The organism is Streptomyces sp. AC555_RSS877 (assembly GCF_019049245.1).
Lineage (GTDB): Bacteria > Actinomycetota > Actinomycetes > Streptomycetales > Streptomycetaceae > Streptomyces.
The window spans coordinates 17,971-39,297 of the sequence record NZ_JAGMUK010000058.1 but is presented as its reverse complement, the minus strand read 5'-3'; the positions used below and the strand labels follow the sequence as shown (position 1 = coordinate 39,297).

Sequence of the window (21,327 nt, the reverse complement as noted above, 5' to 3'; positions counted from 1 at the left end):
AGGTCGAACGGATCGTCGCGGCCATCGAGGGCGGCGCGGCGAACATCGCGGACATCTACCCGCTCGCGCCCCTCCAGGAAGGCATCCTCTTCCACCACTTGTTGCAGGCGGACGGCGGTGCGGATGTTTACGCGGCGCCGCGGGTGATCGCGTTCGACTCGCGTGAGCGGCTGGATGCGTTCCTGGGGGCGTTGCAGCGAGTGGTGGACCGGCATGACATCTACCGCACGGCTTTCGTGTGGGAGGGCCTGAGCGAGCCGGTCCAGGTGGTCACCCGCCAGGCCGTCCTGCCGGTCGTTCCGCTGGAGTTGAACTGTGTCGGCAAGGCGGCGGTGCAGGAGCTGATCGCCGCGGCTGGGTCGGTGATGGACATCGGTCGTGCCCCGTTGATCGACGTGTACACGGCGGTAGAGCCGCAGAGTGAGGGCCGGTGGCTGGTCTTGCTGCGGATGCACCACCTGGTCCAGGACCACACGACACAGGATGTGCTGCTGGAGGAGATGGGCGCGTTCATGGCAGGCCGGGAGGGATCGCTGCCGGAGCCGCTGCCGTTCCGGAACTTCGTGGCGCAGGCGCGGCTGGGCGTGACCCGGGAGGAGCACGAGGAGTACTTCGCGGGGTTGCTGGGAGACGTGGAGGAGACCACGGCTCCGTACGGGCTGCTCGATGCGCATGGTGATGGCAGTGGTGTGGTGCGGTCGCATCTGCGCGTGAATGAGGAGGTTGGCGCCCGGGTGCGGGAGGTCGCCCGCGGCCTGGGCGTGAGTGCGGCGTCGGTGTTCCATCTGGCATGGGCCCGGGTCGTCGCCACTCTCAGCGGGCGCGACGACGTCGTGTTCGGCACGGTGTTGTTCGGGCGGATGAACGCCGGTGCGGGCGCCGACCGGGTGCCGGGGCTGTTCCTCAACACGCTGCCGGTGCGGGTGCGGGTCGGTGCCATGGGTGTGGGTGAGGCGTTGGAGGGAGTGCGTGACCAGCTGGCGGAACTGCTGGTGCACGAGCACGCCCCGCTGACCCTCGCACAGCAGGCCAGCGGCATACCCGGCGGCAGCCACCTGTTCACCTCGCTCTTCAACTACCGACACAGCCAGCGTCCAGACGTGGAGCCCCGCCAGGAGGCGGACACCACGCCCAGGCGGATCCAGATGGTGTTCACACGGGAGGCCACGAACTATCCGGTGGCCGTCTCGGTGGACGATCTCGGTTCAGGATTCGGGTTGACTGTGGATGCGGTCGACTCGGTGGACGGGCAGGCGGTGTGCCGGCTGCTGCACACCTGCCTGGACCATCTCGTCACCGCGCTCGAAGACCATCCGGGCAGCTCGCTGTCGGCAGTGCACGTCCTCGACGAGGCCCAGCACGACCAGCTCGTGGTGGAGTTGAATGACACCGCGGCGCCGGTGTCGGATGCGACGGTGCCCGGGTTGCTTGCGGCGCAGGTCGCGCGGACTCCGGATGCGGTGGCGGTGGTCTGCGAGGGGCAGTCGCTGACGTACCGGGAGTTGGATGAGCGGGCGAATCGGCTGGCGCGGCTGCTGGTGGCCGATGGGGTGGGCCCGGAGCGTGTGGTGGGGTTGGCGTTGCCGCGCTCGGTCGACCTGGTGGTGGCGGTGTTGGCCGTGCTGAAGGCGGGGGCGGCGTATCTGCCGATCGATACGGGCTATCCGGCGGACCGGGTCGCCTTCATGGTGGATGACGCGGCTCCCGTGTGCGTGATCACGACGGTCGGCCATGCTGCCGGGTTGTTCGGTGGCGTGGCGTGCGTGGTGCTGGGTGAGCCTGAGGTCGAGGAGCGGCTTGCCGGGCTGTCGGGGGCGGAGCTGACGGATGCTGAGCGGGTTGGTCCGCTGGTGCCGGCGCATCCGGCGTATGTGATCTATACGTCGGGGTCGACGGGGCGTCCGAAGGGCGTGGTCGTCAGCCAGCGGGGCGCGGTGGGCTACCTGGAGTGGTGTGCTGAGCGGTACACGGGCCTGCGTGGGGTGGCGGGCCTGCACTCCTCGGTGGCCTTCGACCTGACGGTGACGTCGCTGCTGGGGCCGCTGACGGTCGGTGGATGTGTGCGGGTGGTCAACCTGACGGAGAGCGAGGGGGTACGTGAGGCGCTGTCGGCGGAGGGCGGGTGCACGTTCCTGAAGGTGACTCCGAGCCACCTGGCGTTGCTGGGCGAGCTGGCGGCAGGAGCTGAGCTGTCCGGTGATCTGGTGGTGGGTGGTGAGGCGTTGTCGGTGGAGGTGCTGGAGCGTTGGCGTCGGGCCAATCCGTCGGCGACGGTGGTGAACGAGTACGGGCCGACCGAGGCGACGGTCGGCTGTGTCACGTGCACGGTGGGTCCCGGCGAGTCCGCCGCCGGTGCAGTGGACGGCGGGGTATCGATCGGCACTCCGGTGACCAACATGCAGGTGTACGTGCTGGATGAGTGGCTGCGTCCGGTGCCGACCGGTGTCGCGGGTGAGCTGTACATCGCGGGTGGACAGTTGGCGCGCGGGTATCTGAACCGTCCGGGGCTGACGGGTGAGCGGTTCGTGGCCTCCCCGTTCGGTGGTGGGGGCGAGCGGATGTACCGCACGGGTGACCGCGCGCGGTGGTCGGTGGAAGGCCGGCTGGAGTATCTGGGGCGTACGGATGAGCAGGTGAAGATCCGTGGCTTCCGGATCGAGCCGGGCGAGGTGGAGGCGGTGCTGGCCGCGCATCCGCGGGTCGGACAAGCCGCAGTGATCGCACGGGAGGACGTCCCGGGCGACAAGCGCCTCATCGCCTATGTGGTCGGCGACGCGCAGGGGCCCGAGCTGCGGGACTACGCAGCCGACCGGCTGCCCGCCTACCTGGTGCCGTCGGCTGTCGTGGTCCTGCCGGAGTTGCCGCTGACGGTGAACGGCAAGCTCGACCGCAAGGCGCTCCCCGCTCCGGACTACAAGGCGGGACTCGGTGGTGATCCGGCGTCAGGCCGTGGCCCCTCAGGCGTGCTCGAAGCAGCGGTGTGCGACGCGTTCGCCGAGGTCCTGGGTGTTCCCGAGGTCGGTGTGGACGACGACTTCTTCGCGCTCGGCGGGCACTCGCTGCTGGCGGTGTCGTTGGTGGAGCGGCTCCGGGACAGAGGCGTGACCGTGTTGCTGCGCACGCTGATCACCAATCCGACGCCGGCACGGCTCATGCAGACGTTCAGTCTGTCGTCGGTGCAGGACGCCCTCGGCGACGTGCTGTCGATCCGGACCGGTGGCACCGGACCGGCGTTCTTCTTCATCCACCCCGCAGGTGGCCTGAGCTGGTGCTATATGCCGTTCGCCCGCTTCATCCCGCAGGAGCATCCGCTGTACGGACTCCAGGCGCGGGGTGTCGACGACCCCGGGGCGCTGCCCGGATCCGTTGCTGATATGGCCGCGGAGTATGTGGACCGCATCCGCAGTCTGCAGGCGTCCGGCCCCTACTACCTGGTGGGCTGGTCCTTCGGCGGTACGCCGGCTCACGAGATCGCGGTCCGGCTCGAGGCCGAGGGAGAGCAGGTGTCGCTGATCCTCATGGACGCGTTCCCGGCGGTGCCGGGGACCGACTCCGTGCCTCCCCAGCGCCCGACGGCCGGTGGCACGGCACGCTTGGCGGAGCGTATCCGGGCTGAACTCGGCGCGCTCCTGGGCGGAGTCGACGAGGAGGAAATCGCCTCCCTTGCCCAGGTGTTCGACAACAATGCCACGCTGAGACTTCGGCACCAGTACGGCACATTCGGTGGGGAAACCCTGATTCTCGTCGCGGAAGAAGGGAAACGGGCGGACTTCTCCGCCGAAGCCCTGTGGCAGCCCCACCTAACTCGGCAGGCATCCACCGTCCGGCTTGCCTGCGCGCACTCGGACATGGCACGTCCTGACATGCTGGCACGGGCCTGGGACGCCATTGCGGAATGGCTGCACACTCGGCCGAATCGACAGGACTGAGCCCGGATTCACCGGTTGAATGTGCGGCGACGATGTTGCCGGGAACGAGGAAATGCCCTCTGGCCCGCGATGCCGGAAGTTCTTCGAACTTCCGGCACGCACCATCACGAGGGCACTATCGAGATGCAATCCCGCCATGCCGCTGCTGCGGTCGGCCGCGCACACTCCGCTGCTGCCCGGCATGGACACGGTCGCCTGCCTCGAGCCGGACGACACCATCAGTTGATCGTGGCGGGCGGACCCGGCCTGATATGCGGCGACGTGATCCCCGCCTGCCGGGTCCTGGGTGTTGGGTTCTCTGTGCCGGTGCGGATGAATGCCTCGGTCAAGGCGGCCATCGCAGTGATCGGTGAGGACGCCTGGACGCCGATCGAGTACACCGCGGCCGTCTGGTGCCGATGAGGAACGCTGGAGTCTGACGCCGAGATCGCCGAGGCCCTCTTCACCGCGATCACCAGCAGGCGCCACCTGATCGACATCCCCGCCTGGATCGGGGCCGGAGCCAGCCGCTTCACTCCACACCTGCCTCAACCCCGGACCTGAGCTTGCGACTTGTCGGCCTGTGGACGGAGACGGGGTAGCGCATGCGTACCTGGCCCAGCGACCGCCCCTGTCCGCCCACGGCACTGAAGAACTCGGAGGTGCCGCACCGAACCGGCCACGTGGCACTCACCGCGGCTCGCGCTCCGAGAGATCGCCCCGAACCCGCTTGAATACGGTCAAAAGACTTCATGCGGCGGATCTAGGCCCAGGCCGCGGAGCAGAAGAGGGAGAACGGATCAACTCGCTGGTTCTGCAAGCCTATTGTGCTAGGGTCTTAGTGAAGGAGGTGAGAGGAGGTATTGCCTTGATCGACTTCTATCTGGATGCTCGAAGTCGTGTCGCACCGTATGCCCAACTTGCCCAGCAGGTTCGGCAAGCACTACGTCTGGGATTGCTCGACGTCGGTGATCAGCTGCCAACGGTCAAGGAAGTTGTGGCCAACGTTGCGGTTAATCCCAACACTGTCCTGAAGGCATATCGGGAACTCGAACACGAGGGCCTGGTGTCGCCGCAGCCGGGAGTGGGGACATTTGTCGTCCGCACGCTCGCGGATGACTCCTTGACAGCACATGAGCCACTGCGGAAAGAGCTGGAGCAGTGGCTGGCCAAGGCGAAGTGGGCGGGGCTCGACGAGGAAAGCATTCAAGCCCTGTTCGCGACCACATTCCGGACTTCTATGAAGGTGAGGAAATGACGTTCGTCTTAGAAACTGAGGGCCTCGCGAAGAGGTATGGCCGCCACGAAGCGCTGGCCGACTGTAATCTGCAGATTCCAGAGGGCCGGGTCGTCGGCCTGGTCGGCCCGAACGGAGCCGGCAAGTCCACGTTCCTCGGGCTGGCCTGCGGATTGATCCAGCCGAGCGAGGGGACCATCAAGGTGCTCGGCCACCATCCGGCCGCCAGCACCGACCAGCTGGCCCGGGTCGGATTCGTCGCCCAGGACACACCGGTCTACGCGAACCTCACCGTGGCCGAGCACCTGCGGCTGGGCGCCGAGCTGAACCCGCGGTGGGACCAGAAGCTGGCAGAGCGGCAGGTTCGCCAGCTCAACCTCAAGCTCGACCACAAGGCCGGCAGGCTCTCCGGAGGTCAGCGAGCCCAGCTCGCCCTGACCATCGCCGCCGCCAAGCGACCCGAACTGCTGATCTTCGACGAACCGGTCGCCGCACTGGACCCGCTGGCCCGGCGCGGATTCCTGCAGAACCTCATGGAGTTCGTGGCCGAACTCGAGGCCAGCGTCATCCTCTCCTCGCACCTTCTCGGCGACCTCGAGCGGATCTGCGACCACGTGGTCGTCCTGGGTGACGGCCGCGTTCAGCTGGCGGGCGAGGCCGACGACCTCGTGGCCGAGCACTACCGTCTGGTGGGGGCGCAGGGCGATTTCGACGATCTGCCCCAGGAGATCGAGATCATCCAGGCCGCGCACACGGACCGTCAGACGACGCTGATCGTGCGCTCGTCCGGCCCGATCCCCCACCACTTCTCCGAGGCCACGCACCTGGACCTCGAAGACATCATCCTCGCCTACATGAGCCGGTCCGCCTACGCATCGGTGACCGGAACGGCGCAGCAGTTCATGGAGGCCCGGCAGTGATCTGGCTCACCTGGAGACAATTCCGTGTACAGGCTCTGACGGCTGCAGTCGTCCTGGCGGGCCTCGCGGGCTATCTGATCTACCTGGGCATGCAGATTCGCGACGCCTATGACAAGGACATCGCCGGCTGCGAGGCCAGCGGTGACTGCGAAGGTGCCAAGCAGCTGTTCCTGGGCGACTACGAGCTGCAAATCTTTTCGGCCAGCGTCCTGCTCATCTCTGTTCCTGCGCTCATCGGCCTCTTCTGGGGTGCGCCGCTCATCACTCGTGAACTCGAAGGCGGCACGCACCGGCTGGTCTGGAACCAAAGCGTCTCGCGGACTCGTTGGCTGATCGTGAAGCTCTCCTTCATCGCGCTGGCCAGCGTGATTCTGGTGGGCGTGTTCAGTCTGCTGCTCACCTGGGCCGCGAGTCCGTACGACCTTGTCCAGGGTGAGCGGTTCGGCGCCATGGGATTCATGTCCAGGAACATCACACCGCTCGCGTACGCCGTCTTCGCCTTCGTGCTCGCCGTGACCATGGGGCTCCTGATCCGGCGTACGCTGCCGGCCATGGTGGTCGCGCTGGCTGTGGTCGCCGCGGTCCAGGTCATCACGTCGTTCGGAGTCCGCCCGCATCTGCAGGAGCCCGCCTCTGCGACGGTGGCGCTGAAAGCGGACACCGAGTTCAAGGCGATCCGGGACGAGAACAGCAACATGCAGATCAAGGGATACAACATCTCCGGAGCATGGATGCTGGACAGCACGCATACGATGCTCGAGTCGAACAACAAGCCCTTCACCGTCGCTCAGTACGAGAAGGAATGCTTCAACGGCGACATGGACAAGGTCAAGGCCTGTCTGGCGACGAAGGACCTGCACCTCGACGTCTCTTATCAGCCCGCAAACCGCTACTGGCCCTTCCAGTGGATCGAGTTCGGGGGATACCTCGCACTCTCCGGGCTGCTGGTCGCCTTCTGCATCACACGCATTCGTCGGCCTCTGTTCTGAGCCGACCAGACCCCGCGGTACTCATGCGAGTGGCCCGCAGCCGAGCCGGCGTCAGTGTCGAACTGTCACCGGCAGGCCCGGGCCCTTCGCCATGTTCGGCCCCGTTCCCGAGCACCGGCCCGTCGCGCGTGCGGAAGCACGATCACGGAAGCCGGGACACCTCCTGAGGCAGGTGTCCCGGCTTCCGTGATCGAGGGGCGGAGTCGGTCACGCTCCAGCCGGTGACGCTCCCGCGGTCACCGTGGACGGATCGGGCAACCGGTCCGTCGCCTGCTGGGAGAACTGCGTGTGGTAGAGGTCGGCGTAGAGCCCCCCGGCCGCCAGCAGCTCCTCGTGGGTACCGCACTCGCAGATCCGGCCGCTGTCGACGACCAGGATCTGGTCGGCCTCGCGGATGGTGGAGAGCCGGTGCGCGATCACCAGCGAGGTGCGGCCTGCGAGCGCGGTCCTGAGAGCCTGCTGGATCGCCGCTTCCGACTCCGAGTCCAGGTGCGCGGTGGCCTCGTCGAGCACGACGATCGGGGGGGCCTTGAGCAGCAGCCTGGCCAGCGCGATCCGCTGCTTCTCGCCGCCGGAGAGCCGGTAACCGCGCTCACCCACGACGGTGTCGAGCCCTTCGGGCAGAGCGCTGACGGTGTCCCAGATCAGCGCAGCCTTGCACGCCTCGATCAGCTCCTCCTCGGCGGCGCCGGGGCGGGCGTACGACAGGTTGACGCGCAGGGTGTCGTGGAAGAGGTGCGACTCCTGCGTGACGACCCCGACGCTCTCGCGCAGCGACGCGAGGCTCAGATCGCGGACATCGTGACCGCCGATGCGCACGGTCCCCGAGGTCGTGTCGTACATACGTGGCACCAGCTGGGTGATGGTGGTCTTGCCGGCGCCCGACGGCCCGACCAGCGCGGTGAGCTTGCCGGCGGGGGCGTGGAAGCTCAACTCGTGCAGGACATCCTGCGCGTTCGCCCCTGACCGGTCGGCCTTGCTGCTCGTGTGCAGCTCCAGCGAGAGCAGCGACACCTCGTCAGCGCTGGGATACCGGAAGGAGACCGCCTCGAACGCGACGTCCGGGGCGGCCGCGGCCGAGCCGTTGCCGTTCTCGGCGCCGGCCCCGGCCGGCAGGGCCTTGGCGCCAGGGCGTTCGGTGATCAGCGGCTTGAGATCGAGGATTTCGAAGACCCGGTCGAAACTCACCAGGGCGATCGTCGCGGTCGCCTGCATGGACGACAGCTCGTTGACGGGCCCGTACAGCCGCATCAGCAGTGCCACCATGGCCACCAGCGTGCCGAACTCGATGGCGCCGTCGATGGTGAGCGCGCCGCCCAGGCCGTAGACGAGGGCCGTGGTGAAGGTGGTCAGCACGGTGACGATGATCGGCAGCAGCCGTCCCCAGACGGCCAGCCTGATCGCCAGCGTGCGGACCTTGCCGGCCTTGCTCGCGAACAGCTCCTTCTCGTCCTGCGGGCGGCCGTAGAGTTTGGCCAGCATCGCGCCGGAGACGTTGAAGCGCTCGGTCATCAGCGCGCTCATCTCGCCGTCCTGCTCCATCATCGACCGCGAGAGCCGCTGTATCCGGCGCGCGAGCAGCCGCACGGGGATCAGGAACACCGGGATCATCACCAGGGCGGCCACGGTGATCTGCCAGGACAGGTAGAGCATGGCGGCCAGAACCAGGATCAGGGTCAGGATCGTGGAGACCGCCTGGGCGAGGATGGTGGTCACGGCCTGGCGGGCGCCGGCGATGTCCGAGTTGAGGCGGCTGATGAGCTTGCCGGTCTGAGTCCGGGTGAAGAAGGCAACCGGCTGCTGCTGGACATGGGTGAACACCTTGGTCCGCAGGTCGAAGACGACGCCTTCGCCGACCCGGCTCGAGCACCAGGTCTGGACGAAGATGGCCCCGGCGTTCACCAGGGCCAGTCCGGCCAGCCCGAGGCTGAGCCACACGACGCGATCGAAATTCTTGGGAATGATGCCCTGGTCGATGATCAGCTTGAGGATCAACGGGCTGCCGACCGCGATGCAGGCATCGATGACGGTCACCGTAAGCAGCAGCGCGATCTGCCAACGGTACGGCCGGGCGTACGGAAGAATCCGCCGCACCGTGCCCGGCCTGACCCGCTGACGCTCGGCCGACTCGTCGCCCGGCCGGATTCGTATCGGGGTTGGTCTTGTCAGCACGCTCACGGAAACTGTCTCGCTCTCTGGTTTTCTCGCGTTGAGTGGAGAAAATGAATCGGATCAAGATCCGGCGACCGGCACCGGCGAGCCGGCTGTGCGCTGCCGCGGTGTCATGCCCCGGTGCATGTCGAGGAACTCGATGAGAACTGAGTTGACCGCGTCGGGGCGTTCCAGGTATCCGAGGTGGCCGCAGTCAGGAATTGTGGTGAGGCTGCAGTCCGGAATCGCCTCCGCGACTTCGGCGACCAGGCGAGGGGGACAGACGCGGTCATCGGCGAACGCGATGGCCTGGCACGGCACGGTGATACCGCGCAGCGCCGCACTCCGGTCGCCGAGCGCCGAGACGGCCGCCGACTGTCCGCCGACGCCGTTGTCGCCGGCGAGTTCGAACATGTCCAGCCACATGGAGGCCGCAGTCTCGTCGTCCATCGTCGCCGGCGAGAGCATCTCCAACATGGCCCTGGTAGCCGTGTACTTGGGCGGCAGCCGGATCCCGCTCTCCCGCAACTCCCGGTCGGCAGCCGCCTGGGCCCGCCGGAAGACGTCGGAGCGCGCCCGGGTGGCCATCAGCGTCGCGGAGCGCACGAGATGGGGCCAGCCGAGCGCCAGCTCCTGGGCGATCATCGAACCCATGGACGACCCCACGATGTGGCACGGGCCGAAGTCCAGCGCCTCGATCAACCCGCGGGTGTCGGCGACCATTTCGGCGATGGAGTAGTCGCCCGCCGGTACGTCCGACGGGGCCACGCCTCGATTGTCGAATGTGACTGTTTCATATCCGGCCCGGTTCAGCGCAGGAGTCTGGTGCATGGTCCAGACGCGGCCGGAGGCGGACGAGCCCATGATCAAGAGGACGGGTTCACCGCGGCCTGAACGCTGGTAGGAGAGCTGGATGCTGTTGGTCTTGACAAAAGGCATGGGGCGCTTGTCACTTCCTGCCGGAAACGCGGAGAATGTACCCGCGCACGGCTGTCAGGGGGCCATCCGATACGAGGCGTTGTGGGTTCTCATGGCGGATGGCCCCCCTCCTCGGCGTGCCCTTCGGTGAGCGCCACGTCAGGCCACGGAGAAATCCACGCACCCACGATGCATCATCGCGCGAGAGCCCTGGTCAATGCCAGCATGAGTGGCCGGGCGGCCGTCCATCGCCGTTCAACTGCCGCCCGGTCACAGTTGAACGGCGAGGCGGTGGCCGCGGCGCCGTGGAGTAATGTTCCATCGCCTGGAACCGGACCATGCTGCCGATGTGACCAGCCCTCGATGGCAACCTGATATCGCTGTGAAGCTTCGCCCCTTCCCGAGACATAAACGGCCGATGGATGCCGTGCTGCCGGGAGTGGGGCGAGTGTGTCTGACGGGCATGCAGTTTCTCTTACATTCCTCTGGAGGGGTCTCGAAAAATGGCCGACGAGTCGTTGTTCCTGCGGTCGAAGGTTATTGTCGAGCCGCTGCTGGATAGATTCTTCGCCTGGCCGTACACCCTGGCACCCGTGCAGTCCGCGATGAACCTCGCATTCCTGCAGGTGCCGTTGCTCGAGTCGTATCTGCAGTCCCCGCAGGTGCACGTGGCTGCCAGCAACAATCCTGACCTGCGCGGCGGTTACTTCATCAACATCCCCGAGGAGCGCGCCGACGAGGTGCGCGACCTCCTCGCCGGCATCAAGCGGGACAGGGCCGCGATCCTCCGCTTCGCAGAGGCGATAGCCGCCGGGCAGGAGCTGCTGCGGGCCAGCGCCACCGGCTTCGACCTCACCCCGCTGTACCCCAAGCTCCCCTCGGAGCTCGGCGGTCTGGTCGAGCTGGCGTACGACACCGACAACCAGGCGCAGATGCGCTTCATAGAGCCGCTCGTCTACACCAGCGACTTCTACCAGGAGTCCCGCCAGTCTGTGCAGCTGTCGTTCGAGACCGGGATCGAGCGCCCCTTCATTCTCAGCACGCCCCGGCTGCCGACGCCGGACGTCCTCGAACTCGATCTGCCGTTCCGCCACCCCGGCCTGGACGAGCTCTTCAAGGCCCGGGTGCACCCCACCCACCTCGGCCATCTGCGCGACGCGCTGGAGCTGAACGACGCCCAGGCGGAGCGACTGCGCGGCATGCTCAGCGACCGGCCCAGTCTCGCCGAGGACCGGCACATCGACGCCGGCGGCCGTATCCGCTACTTCGGGCACGCCTGCCTGGTGCTGCAGACGCCGCAGGCCGCCATCGTGACCGACCCGTTCATCAGCGCGGACAGCACGGCCGGTGACCGCTACACCCTGGACGATCTCCCGGACTACATCGACCTCGTGCTGATCACCCATGGTCACCAGGACCACATCGTCCTCGAGACGCTGCTGCAACTCCGCGGCCGCATCGGGACGATCGTCGTCCCCCGCTGCTCGCGCGGCAATCTCGCGGACCCGTCCATGGCCCTCATGCTCAAGCACCAGGGCTTCCCCGTGCTCGAGGTCGACGACTTCGACGAGATCGAGTTCCCCGGCGGCAAGGTCACCGCCACGCCGTTCCTCGGCGAGCACTGCGACCTGGACATCCGCGCCAAGTCGACGTATTGGGCGGACCTGGCCGGCAAGAAGGTCTTCATCGGCGCCGACTCCTCCGGCATCGAGCCCTCGCTCTACCGCTACATCAAGCAGCACCTGGGCACCGCGGACATGGCCTTCCTCGGCATGGAGTGCGACGGTGCGCCGCTGACCTGGCTCTACCAGGCACTGCTGACGATCCCCATCACCAAGAAGATGAGCAACTCGCGCAAGCTCTCCGGCTCCAACGCAGAGCAGGCCGCCGCGATCATGACGGAGCTGGGGGCCGGCGAGGCGTATGTGTACGCCATGGGTGAGGAGCCGTGGCTGGGCCACGTCATGGCCACCACGTACACCGAGGACACGTACCAGATCAAGCAGATCGAGCAGTTCCTGCACTGGTGCAAGGAGCGCGGGATCCCGGCCGGCCACCTCTACGGCCAGCAGGAGTGGCGCTGGTAGGCCCCTTCCGGCGGACGAGCGGGTCACCCCGCCCGGTTGCCCCGCTCCCGCCGACATCCGCAAACCACCACCGACATCCGTGACCGCACAGGTCAGGAGGAACTCTCAGTGGCTGTTCACGACATCGCTCATGTCGAGCTGTTCACCCGCGACAAGGTGTCGATGGTCGACCACTTCGTCTCGGCCATGGGCTTCACCGTGGCCGCGGAAGCCGTGGAGGTCGACCGGAGCTCCACCCTGCTGCGCCAGGGTGACGTGCGGCTGGTGGTGACCACCGGCCACGGGATCTGGGGTTTCCTCCACCAGCACGGCGACGGCATCGCGGATATCGCCCTCGCCTGCGACGACGTGACGGCGACCTACGAGGCGGCACTGGCGGCCGGCGCCAGACCGGCCCCCTCCCGCTACGGGGCTCCGCGGCTGGAGGCGTTCGGCGACGTCTGCCACACCCTGCTGCCCCGGCGCCCCGCGGGCAGCACGCCGCCGGGGCGCCGGTGGGTGGTGGCGGGCACGGCGCCCGCACCCGCGGTGGAGCGGATCCGGCGGCTGGACCACGTGGCGGTCTGTGCCGAGCCGCAGACGACCGCCCACCTGGCGGCCTTCTACCAGGACGCGTTCGGCTTCTCCCGCCTCTCCGCACCGGCGGAACAGCCGGTGCTGCGCAGTGCGTCCGAGCGCGTCACGCTCGCGCTGGCAGCCCCGGCGACGACGGCGACGGCGGCGGACCCGCTCGTCGGCTTCCTGGCGCGCAACGGTGGCCCGGGGGTGCAGAGCCTCGCGTTCCGAAGCCCGGACATCGTCTCCGGCGTCCGGGAGCTGAGAGCACGCGGCATGGAGTTTCTCCCCGCCCCGGACGCCCACTACGACCGGCTCGCCGGACGCTTCCCCGACCTCGCCGACCTGCGCGACGCCCAGGTGCTGGCGCACGGCGCCCCAGGGGCGTACCTCCTGCAGGCGTTCGGCCGCTCGCCCCACGAGCGCAGCACCCTCTCCTACGACCTCGTCCAGCGCCACGGCTCCCCGGAGCTCGGCGCCGCCCTCATGGCCCGGTACGCAGCGGTGGAACGCCACCAGATGGCCGTACGGTGACGGGCCCGACCCGGCTCCCCAAGGACCAGCTGCACGGCAGCCTCGGTGACCCGGTGCTGGGCACCATGAACTTCCTCAACGGGATCACCCACCGATATCCGCAGGCGATCTCGTTCGCACCCGGCCGCCCGTACGACGGCTTCTTCGACACCGACCAGATCACCGCATACCTGCGCCGCTACCAGGAGCACCTGGAGAAAGGCGGAGCCACCCCCGGCGACGTCCGGTCGGCGCTCTTCCAGTACGGTCCGACCGCCGGCCTGATCCGCGAGGTGATAGCCGACTGGCTGCGCCTGGACGAGGACATCGACGTCGCTCCGGAGTCGATCGTGGTCACTGTCGGTGCCCAGGAGGCGATGCTGCTCGCCGTACGGGCCCTGGTGGCGGGGAGACAGGACGTCATCCTGGTCTCCAGTCCCTGCTACATGGGCATCACCGGCGTCGGCCGGCTGCTCGACGCCGAGATGGCCGCGGTCGCGGAGCACCGGGACGGCTTCCGCTGCGCCGACCTGGAGGCGGCGATCCGCGCCGAACGAGCGCGCGGCCGCCGCCCCCGAGCCTTCTACGTGATCCCTGACCACGCCAACCCGTCCGGCACCACCATTCCCCTGGAAACCCGCCGGGAACTGCTCGAACTGGCCGCGCGCGAGGACATCCTGCTGCTGGAGGACAGCCCGTACCGTCTCGTCAGCCCCGGCCGGCAGCTGCCCACGCTCAAGGCGCTCGACCGCCACTGCCGGGTCGTCCACCTGGGTTCGTTCTCCAAGACGCTCTTCCCCGGGGCCCGTGTCGGCTTCGTCGTCGCGGATCAGACCGTCGTCGACGCGACGGGCCGCACCGGGCTGCTGGCCGACGAGCTCACCAAGATCAAGAGCATGGTCACCGTGAACACCTCGGCGGTCTCCCAGGCCGTCGTGGCCGGCATGCTCCTTTCCGCCGACGGGCGTGCCTCGGAGCTCAACACCCGGACATCCGCCTACTACGGCGAGGCGCTGCGCGGCGTACTCGACCAGCTCGACCAGGAGTTCTCCGAGGACGAGCGGACGGCGCTCGGCATCCGCTGGAACCAGCCCACCGGAGGGTTCTTCCTCTCGGTCGAGGTGCCGTTCAGCGCGGACAACACCGCGCTGAAACGCTCGGCGGAGGAGTTCGGCGTCATCTGGACGCCCCTGTCGTACTTCTACCCTGAGGGCGGCGGCGAGCACGGCCTCCGCCTCTCCGTCAGCTATCTGACGCGCGACGAGATCGTGCGGGGGATCGACAGGTTGGCGCGCTTCATCAGAGCCCAGTCCGCAATCTCACCGGAAGGGTGATCGACTTGTCGGCAGCGCTACGCACCATCCGAAGCAAGACCCGTATGTGGGGGTGGACCTACCGATGACCGTCCACGCGGTTCTCCCACAACCGCACGCCACCGAGGGCAAGAGCACGGGCGTCGTCGGCATCGTCGGTGTCGGTACGGCGACCACGGAAGCCTCGTACACACAGCAGGAGATCCTGGACGTCTTCGGGATCACCGATCCCAAAATCCGCTCCGTCTTCCTCAACAGTGCCATCGAACGGCGGCACCTCACCATCCCGTCCCAGGACAGCGACGGCAGCCGCCTCGCCGAGCACCAGGGCGAGCTGCTTGCCAAGCACAAGAGAATCGCGCTGGACATGGGAGCGCGCGCGGTGCGCGCCTGCCTGGAGAGCTCCGGCTACGAACTGGCGGACGTCGACTACCTGTGCTGCGTCACCTCCACCGGATTCCTCACTCCGGGCCTGAGCGCCCTGCTCATCCGCGAGATGGGGATCTCACCCGGCACCAGCCGCGTCGACGTCGTCGGCATGGGCTGCAACGCCGGGCTGAACGCGTTGAACGCCGTCGCCGGATGGTCGGCGGCCAACCCCGGCAAGGTCGCCGTCATGGTCTGCGTGGAGGCCTGCTCGGCCGCGTACGTGATCGACTCGAGCATGCGAACGGCCGTCGTGAACAGCCTGTTCGGGGACGGCGCCGCGGCGGTCTGCCTGGTGGCGGACAGCCTGGACGCCGCGAGTGGCCCCGCCTTCGTGCCGTCGGCGCCCGGCAGCCCGCGCATCCTGGGATTCGCCAGCCACCTCATCACCGACGCCATCGAGGCCATGCGCTACGACTGGGACCAGGAGCAGGCGAAGTTCAGCTTCTACCTGGACCCGGAGATCCCCTACGTGGTCGGCGCCAACGCCGAGCAGGTCGTCGACCGGCTGCTGTCCCGCGCCGGGATACGCCGCAGCGACGTCGGCCACTGGCTCGTGCACTCGGGCGGCAAGAAGGTCATCGACGCCGTCCGGATCAACCTCGGCCTCACCCGCCACGACGTGCGGCACACCATCGGCGTGCTGCGCGACTACGGCAATGTGTCGAGCGGTTCGTTCCTCTTCTCCTACGACCGACTGCTTCGGGAGCGGTCCCCCGAGGTCGGTGATTACGGAGCCCTCATGACCATGGGACCCGGCTCGACCATCGAAACAGCGCTGGTGCAATGGTGACGGAGAAGCAGATGAACTATCACGACAACGACCGGGTGCTACGGCTCGACGGGCGCCAGCCGCTGTCCGCCGCCTGGGTCAGCGCGGTCGTCGAAGCCTGCGGCAGGGTCGAGACCGACGGCGGCACCCTGGTCGTCCACGTCTTCGGCACCCCCGACGGGCCTTGGCCGGACGACCTCACGGTGTCGCTGGTCAGCAAGTGGGAGCGGGCACTGCGCCGCCTGGAGCGGCTGCCGGCCGCCACCATCGCCGTCGTCGAGGGCGACTGCGGCGGACTGGCGCTGGACGCCCTGCTGGCCACCGACTATCGCATCGCGACCGAAGCGGCCCGTCTGGTGCTGCCGGTCAGGGACGGGGCCACCTGGCCGGGCATGGCGCTCTACCGCCTGGGCCGGCAGGCCGCGGGCGCCTCCGTGATCCGTCGGGCCGCTCTCTTCGGCACCCCCGTGGCGGCGGCCGAGGCGCTGGCCGTGCATCTGGTCGACGAGGTGGCGGACGACCCGGCGCGGGCCCTGGAGCTCGCCGACGAACGACTCGCCTCGGTTTCGGGAAGCGAGCTGGCGATACGTCGGCAGCTGATCTTCGACGCCTCCTCCATCGCATTCGAGGACGCTCTGGGCGCCCACCTCGCGGCCTGCGACCGGGCACTGCGGCGCGCGGCCGTGGGGGCGGCGTCGTGATCGGGCTCGTCCCCGTCCGAGGGGACGGGCAGGACGCACCCCCTTCGGTACGGGGGGAGCTGGGGCACGCCCGCACCGTGCTCGCCGAAGCCGCCCGGCGCACCCAGGACCGGCTGGCTGCCCTGCCCGCGCCGCGGGAACGGTCCGTACAGGAGCGCGAGATCGCCGCCGCGGCGCTGGACGGCACCCGCACCCTCCGAGCCGCCTTCATGGAGGCGCACGCCGAGGCCGTCTACGACGAGCTCACGGCGAACCGCGACCGCAGCCTGAGCCTGGCCGACCTGGCCGAGGCGGCCGCGACGGCGTTCCCCGGCCTCGTCCCCACCGGCGACCAGCTGGCGGCCGAACGGAGCCTGGCGCAGGCGGAGAAGGAGGGCCACGAGATCGACCAGGGCATCTTCTTCAGCAGGCTGCTGGGCTCGCCGAAGGCCGGCACGCACCTGGTCGAGTCGCTGCTCCTGCCGACGCCCCGCGCACTCGCGCTGTACGCCGAGTACGCCGCCACGGGCGCGGCGGACCTGGGGTCGGTGCGGATCGAGCGCAGCGCCGGCGTGGCACGTCTGACGATGTGCCGCGACGACTGCCTGAACGCCGAGGACAACCGTCAGATCGACGACATGGAGACGGCGGTGGATCTGGCGCTGCTGGATCCCGAGGTGGAGGTCTGCCTGCTGCGCGGGGGAGAGATGACCCATCCCCGGTACCGGGGGCGGCGGGTGTTCAGCGCCGGCATCAACCTCAAGTCGCTACACAGCGGCGACATCTCGCTCGTCGACTTTCTCCTGCGCCGGGAGCTCGGCTACATCCACAAGATCCTGCGCGGCATTCGTACGCAGGACAGCGACGGTTGGCGGACGCCGACGGCCGAGAAGCCCTGGGTCGCGGTGGTTGACACTTTCGCCATCGGCGGCGGCGCCCAGCTCCTGCTGGTGTTCGACCATGTCATCGCCGCATCGGATGCCTACTTCAGCCTCCCCGCGGCCAAGGAGGGGATCATCCCCGGGGCCTCCGCCCTGCGGCTCGTCCGGGCGGCCGGCCCCCGCCTCGCCCGGCAGGTCATCCTGGAGGGCCGCCGGGTCCGGGCCGCCGAACCGGACGCCCGGCTGCTGGTGGACGAGGTCCACGAGAACGAGGAGCTGGACGGCGCGGTCGAGCGGAGCCTCGAGCGGCTGAGGGGGCCCGCTGTCGTCGCCAATCGGCGGATGCTGCACCTCGCGGAGGAATCCGTGGATGAATTCCGGTGCTATATGGCGGAGTTCGCCCACCAGCAGGCGCTTCGCATGTACAGCGCCGACGTGCTCGACAAGGTCGGGCGCTTTTCCGGGGCGAAGTAGGAAGGTCTCGGCCGAGCGGTACGGAGGGGACGCGGCAGCGCACCCCCTCCGTACCGATGCTCAGCCCTCGGTCCACCCGTGGCTCTTGGCGAACTGAAGAAGCCCGTCGCGAATGGGCAGGATCTGGGCCCCCGTGAGCGAGGGCGCGGCCGACAACAGCGTGTCGGTCACCTCATGCAGGAACTCGGTCGCCGTCAGTACGTCGCACAGGGACTCGTCCCCGTCCGCCTGCTTGGCCGCGACCGCTCCAGTGCCGGCAGTCCGCGTGGCGGCCGGCTTGACCTCGGCCCCCGCCGGCAGCCGGACGGACGAGGCCTTGAGGCCCCGGTCCCCCTCCTCCACCTCGAATTCGACGACGAGCCCCGGGCGCAGCTGATGCTCGGGCATCAGCAGATCGTTCACATGCAGGAAGACGTCTTCCCCTCCATGCTCAGGAGCGATGAACCCGAATCCCCGAACGCCGTCGAACCGCACCACATGACCAGTAACCATGCCACCAACCCCAGAAGACATCGGGCCCCTTGCCCGAACGAACACCATGATTCAGAAGATAGGCCAGCCCGTCCCGCCGGGGCGAGGGCGCGCTGTCCACCGCAAGCTGCCGCAGTTGAACGGGAGCGGACGATGCTGCCCCTCAGGGGCTGCCGAGGACGACCACCGCGTTGTGGCCGCCGAATCCGAACGAGTTGCTGACCGCCACCGGGACCGGGGCGTACCTGGCCGTGCGACGGACGATGTCGATGTCGGCCACGTCGGCGCCCCGCGTCTCGAAGTTGGCGGTCGGCGGGATGAGCCCGTGGTCGATGGACAGCGCCGTGAACGCCGCCTCGACGGCGCCGGCCGCGCCCAGCATGTGACCGGTCACCCCCTTGGTGGAGGTCACCGCCGTGTGCGAGCCGAAGAAGCGCTCGATGAGCCGCGCCTCGATGGCGTCCCCCTGCGGCGTGCTGGTCGCGTGCGCGTTGACCAGCGCCACGTCCGACGCGGACACCCCGGCGTCCGCCAGCGCCTGCCGCATGGCGAGCTGCGCGCCTTTCCCGTCCGGGTCGGGCGAGGTGAGGTGGTAGGCGTCCGAGGATTCGCCGTAGCCCAGCAGCCTCGCGTAGGGCCGCCGCCCGCGCGCCCGCGCGGCTGCCGCGTGCTCCAGTACGAGGACCGCGGCCCCCTCCGCCAAGACGAAGCCGTCGCGCTCCCGGTCGAACGGACGGGAGGCGGCCGACGGCGCGTCGCGGCGCCGGGAGAGCGCCTTGAGCCGGTCGAAACCGGCGGATGTGACGGGCAGCACTGCGGCTTCGGTGCCCCCGGCGAGCACCGCGTCGCAGCGGCCGGCCCGCAGCAGGTCGAGCGCGAACCCCAGCGCGGATGCGCCGGACGCGCACGCGGTGGAGAGGCCGAGCGCCACTCCGTGCAGGCCGAGATCCATGGACACCGAGGCCGCGGCCATGTTTCCGATGGCCTTCGGGACCGCCAGAGGGTTGACCAGCCGCGGCCTCTCCTCAGCCATCCGCGCAGCCTGCTCCAGCCACGTCCCCAGGCCCCCGCACGCGCTGCCCATGAGAACCCCGACCCGGGCCGGGTCCCAGCCCCCGTCCCCCGGAGCCGCGTCGGCGACGGCCTCGCGGGCCGCGGCGACGGCGTACTGCGTGAAGGGGTCCATCCGACGCGCGTCGGTACCCAGCAGCCGGTCCGCGTCGAACCCGGATGTCGCACAGCTGAAGTCCACGGGCAGGCCCTGGAGCCGGGCATCCGGGGCCGCCATGGGCAGCCCGGCGCAGACGGCCTTCCAGGAGGCCGTGGTGTCGGTTCCGGCCGGTGTCACCATCCCGAGGCCCGTGATCACCACCTCGGAGGACCGATGTCCGCTCGTGCTCATGCTGGTATGTCCGCTCCGCGTGACTCCAGCAGCTTGGCCAGCTCGGAGACGGTGGTGAGGCTGCTCAGCTCCTCCTCCGCGACCTCGACGCCGAGTTCGTCCTCCAGATGCGCGCCGAGTTCCGCCAGGGAGAGCGAGTCGACCTCCAGGTCCACGAAAGACTTGTCCGGATCGATGGTCCCCGGAACCTTGTACACGGTGCCCAGCAGGTTGATGAGGTATTCGATGAACACAGGTGGGTTCCTTCCCCTAGGCCTCTGAGATCTCCTCAGACCTCTGAAGTGATGGCGGTCAGCTGCGGCCAGACCAGTGCCGTCGACGCCCAGCTGAGACCGCCGCCGAAGGCGGTGAGCGCCGTTCGGGCCCCGGGCCGCAGCTCGCTCCTCGACAGCGCTCCGGCCAGCGCCAGAGGGATGGAGGCGGCCGCCGTGTTCCCGATCCGGGTCAGCCCGCAGACCACGTGCTCGGGCGGCAGCTCGAGCCGTCTGGCCAGCGCCTCGACGATCCGCGCGTTGGCCTGGTGCGGTACCAGCAGGTCGAGGGTCTCCGGACTCCAGCCGCAGTCCTTCACCACCCGCCGGGTCGAGTTCGCCATCTGCTCGATGGCCTGCAGGTACACCTTCCGTCCTGCCATGGCGAACCAGCGGTCACCGGCCGGCTGCTCGCGGACCCCGGGAATCCGGATCAGCTCCGCGCCAGCGCCGTCACTGCCCAGGTCGTACGCGAGGAGCGCACCGGGCTCGTCGGACGAACCCGCGCGGAGCACCACCGCTCCGGCCCCGTCGCCGAAGAGGACGGCTGTGGACCGGTCCGTCGGGTCGACGATGCGGGAGTAGGTCTCCGCGGCGACGACCAGGGCGCTGTTCACGATCCCCGCGGTGACGAGGGCGCCGGCCGACGCCACGGCGTACAGGAAGCCGCTGCAGACCGCGGAGACGTCGAACGCGGGAATGCGGCCCTGTCCGATGCGGTGTGCGATCTCGGGCGCCGCGGCGGGGCACGGGCGCTCCGGCGTCGTCGTGGCGAAGACGAGGCTGTCGACCGAATCGGTCCCCGCGGAATGCAGGGCGTTCCCGGCGGCCTCGCAGGCCAGGTCGATCACCGAGATGTCAGGGGCTACCCGACGGCGGGACTCGATTCCGGTGCGGGTGCGAATCCACTCGTCGCTTGTCTGCAGGTCGTCCGGAAGAGACGAATTGTCTATCTCCGTTTTCGGCAGGCAGGTCCCCAGACCGGAAATCACGGCCGCGGGCCGCGACTTCGGCCCGCTCCTGGCGGATCTGTCGAGGTCCGATGCGCTCATTCGGTCGCCTTTCGGAGTACGTGCGCGATCAGCACAGCAGACCGTGACATCAGGTGATTTCTACGCCCGGCGACCGTACCCATTTCCCAGAACACAGCACAACCGCGGCCGGGTGCGGCACGGGGGGAGGGAGCGGGGGCGCCGCACCGACCTTCACGACCTGTCAGGCGATGTATCGTCGCAGGTGACTGAGGGGGGTTGTTCAACTGGCGCGGTGGCGCAGTTGAACGAGGGTGTGGTGATGCTGCCGATTGATTAGCCTCCGATGGCCGCTGTTGATCGGGGGATGGCCCTGACCGGACGCCCGATTTCACATCACCTGGGAAA

Annotated in this window: 17 protein-coding genes; 10 read left to right on the top strand and 7 right to left on the bottom strand. The window is 68.7% G+C overall.

The features are described 5' to 3' along the window. Positions 1-3,929, top strand: a 3,929-nt coding sequence (locus tag KUM49_RS25515; RefSeq protein WP_217239279.1) for a non-ribosomal peptide synthetase, incomplete at its 5' end; no start/stop codon positions are given. A gap of 218 nt (positions 3,930-4,147) precedes the next feature. Here KUM49_RS25515 and KUM49_RS25510 read toward each other — a convergent pair. Next, positions 4,148-4,444, bottom strand: a complete 297-nt coding sequence (locus tag KUM49_RS25510; RefSeq protein WP_217239278.1) for a hypothetical protein — start codon at positions 4,442-4,444, stop codon at positions 4,148-4,150. 332 nt (positions 4,445-4,776) lie between these two features. On the opposite strand from KUM49_RS25510, the gene KUM49_RS25505 reads away from it, so the two are divergent. The 3 genes from KUM49_RS25505 to KUM49_RS25495 are packed head-to-tail and all read left to right on the top strand — an operon-like array spanning position 4,777 to position 7,054. Next, positions 4,777-5,166, top strand: a complete 390-nt coding sequence (locus KUM49_RS25505) for a GntR family transcriptional regulator (protein WP_217239277.1) — start codon at positions 4,777-4,779, stop codon at positions 5,164-5,166. Further along, positions 5,163-6,065: an ABC transporter ATP-binding protein gene (locus tag KUM49_RS25500; protein ID WP_217239276.1), complete on the top strand. Its 903-nt coding sequence runs from the start codon at positions 5,163-5,165 to the stop codon at positions 6,063-6,065. Before KUM49_RS25505 ends, KUM49_RS25500 begins: the two co-directional genes overlap by 4 nt. After that, entirely contained in the window at positions 6,062-7,054 is a 993-nt protein-coding gene (locus KUM49_RS25495; RefSeq protein ID WP_217239275.1) for a hypothetical protein, read from the top strand. Before KUM49_RS25500 ends, KUM49_RS25495 begins: the two co-directional genes overlap by 4 nt. 207 nt (positions 7,055-7,261) lie before the next feature. On the opposite strand, the gene KUM49_RS25490 is transcribed toward KUM49_RS25495, so the two are convergent. Together KUM49_RS25490 and KUM49_RS25485 are read right to left on the bottom strand one after the other, a co-directional pair. Then, on the bottom strand, positions 7,262-9,226 hold the full coding sequence (locus KUM49_RS25490; RefSeq protein ID WP_308406742.1) for an ABC transporter ATP-binding protein: 1,965 nt from the start codon (positions 9,224-9,226) through the stop codon (positions 7,262-7,264). A gap of 60 nt (positions 9,227-9,286) precedes the next feature. Beyond that, the gene (locus tag KUM49_RS25485) at positions 9,287-10,144 is read right to left on the bottom strand and encodes an alpha/beta fold hydrolase (RefSeq protein ID WP_217239274.1); all 858 of its coding nucleotides are present in this window, start codon (positions 10,142-10,144) and stop codon (positions 9,287-9,289) included. Between the two features lie 482 nt (positions 10,145-10,626). Between KUM49_RS25485 and KUM49_RS25480 the strand changes: the two genes are divergently transcribed. The 6 genes from KUM49_RS25480 (at position 10,627) to dpgC (ending at position 17,824) form a co-directional block, all read left to right on the top strand. Continuing rightward, positions 10,627-12,210 carry an MBL fold metallo-hydrolase gene (locus tag KUM49_RS25480; RefSeq protein WP_217239273.1) on the top strand — a complete coding sequence of 528 codons (1,584 nt, stop codon included), beginning with the start codon at positions 10,627-10,629 and terminating at the stop codon, positions 12,208-12,210. Positions 12,211-12,318: 108 nt separating this feature from the next. Next, positions 12,319-13,299, top strand: coding sequence for a VOC family protein (locus tag KUM49_RS25475; RefSeq protein WP_217239272.1), 981 nt, complete (start codon positions 12,319-12,321; stop codon positions 13,297-13,299). Further along, entirely contained in the window at positions 13,296-14,612 is a 1,317-nt protein-coding gene (locus KUM49_RS25470) for a PLP-dependent aminotransferase family protein (RefSeq protein ID WP_308406741.1), read from the top strand. Before KUM49_RS25475 ends, KUM49_RS25470 begins: the two co-directional genes overlap by 4 nt. A 64-nt stretch (positions 14,613-14,676) precedes the next feature. Then, positions 14,677-15,810, top strand: a complete 1,134-nt coding sequence (gene dpgA, locus KUM49_RS25465; RefSeq protein ID WP_217239271.1) for a 3,5-dihydroxyphenylacetyl-CoA synthase DpgA — start codon at positions 14,677-14,679, stop codon at positions 15,808-15,810. An 11-nt stretch (positions 15,811-15,821) separates the two neighbouring features. Next, positions 15,822-16,490 carry an enoyl-CoA-hydratase DpgB gene (gene dpgB, locus KUM49_RS25460; RefSeq protein WP_217239270.1) on the top strand — a complete coding sequence of 223 codons (669 nt, stop codon included), beginning with the start codon at positions 15,822-15,824 and terminating at the stop codon, positions 16,488-16,490. Then, on the top strand, positions 16,487-17,824 hold the full coding sequence (gene dpgC, locus KUM49_RS25455) for a (3,5-dihydroxyphenyl)acetyl-CoA 1,2-dioxygenase DpgC (protein WP_308406740.1): 1,338 nt from the start codon (positions 16,487-16,489) through the stop codon (positions 17,822-17,824). Before dpgB ends, dpgC begins: the two co-directional genes overlap by 4 nt. Before the next feature lie 60 nt (positions 17,825-17,884). Here the strand turns inward: dpgC and KUM49_RS25450 are convergent, their stop codons facing one another. From KUM49_RS25450 to KUM49_RS25435, 4 genes are all read right to left on the bottom strand, one after another. Then, entirely contained in the window at positions 17,885-18,316 is a 432-nt protein-coding gene (locus tag KUM49_RS25450) for a cold-shock protein (protein ID WP_217239280.1), read from the bottom strand. Positions 18,317-18,458: 142 nt separating this feature from the next. Further along, positions 18,459-19,697, bottom strand: coding sequence for a beta-ketoacyl-[acyl-carrier-protein] synthase family protein (locus tag KUM49_RS25445; protein WP_217239269.1), 1,239 nt, complete (start codon positions 19,695-19,697; stop codon positions 18,459-18,461). Then, positions 19,694-19,930, bottom strand: coding sequence for an acyl carrier protein (locus tag KUM49_RS25440; protein WP_217239268.1), 237 nt, complete (start codon positions 19,928-19,930; stop codon positions 19,694-19,696). The genes KUM49_RS25445 and KUM49_RS25440 overlap by 4 nt, the downstream gene beginning before the upstream one ends. Before the next feature lie 35 nt (positions 19,931-19,965). Further along, positions 19,966-21,000, bottom strand: a complete 1,035-nt coding sequence (locus KUM49_RS25435; protein ID WP_217239267.1) for a beta-ketoacyl-ACP synthase III — start codon at positions 20,998-21,000, stop codon at positions 19,966-19,968. Between the last annotated feature and the right edge of the window lie 327 nt (positions 21,001-21,327).

Bases quoted from the DNA above. Each gene is read 5' to 3' on its own strand.
- KUM49_RS25450 (WP_217239280.1), bottom strand. From the start codon at position 18,316: ATGGTTACTGGTCATGTGGTGCGGTTCGACGGCGTTCGGGGATTCGGG.
- dpgB (WP_217239270.1), top strand. From the start codon at position 15,822: ATGAACTATCACGACAACGACCGGGTGCTACGGCTCGACGGGCGCCAG.
- KUM49_RS25480 (WP_217239273.1), top strand. From the start codon at position 10,627: ATGGCCGACGAGTCGTTGTTCCTGCGGTCGAAGGTTATTGTCGAGCCG.
- KUM49_RS25435 (WP_217239267.1), bottom strand. From the start codon at position 21,000: ATGAGCGCATCGGACCTCGACAGATCCGCCAGGAGCGGGCCGAAGTCG.
- dpgA (WP_217239271.1), top strand. From the start codon at position 14,677: ATGACCGTCCACGCGGTTCTCCCACAACCGCACGCCACCGAGGGCAAG.
- KUM49_RS25500 (WP_217239276.1), top strand. From the start codon at position 5,163: ATGACGTTCGTCTTAGAAACTGAGGGCCTCGCGAAGAGGTATGGCCGC.
- KUM49_RS25485 (WP_217239274.1), bottom strand. From the start codon at position 10,144: ATGCCTTTTGTCAAGACCAACAGCATCCAGCTCTCCTACCAGCGTTCA.
- KUM49_RS25445 (WP_217239269.1), bottom strand. From the start codon at position 19,697: ATGAGCACGAGCGGACATCGGTCCTCCGAGGTGGTGATCACGGGCCTC.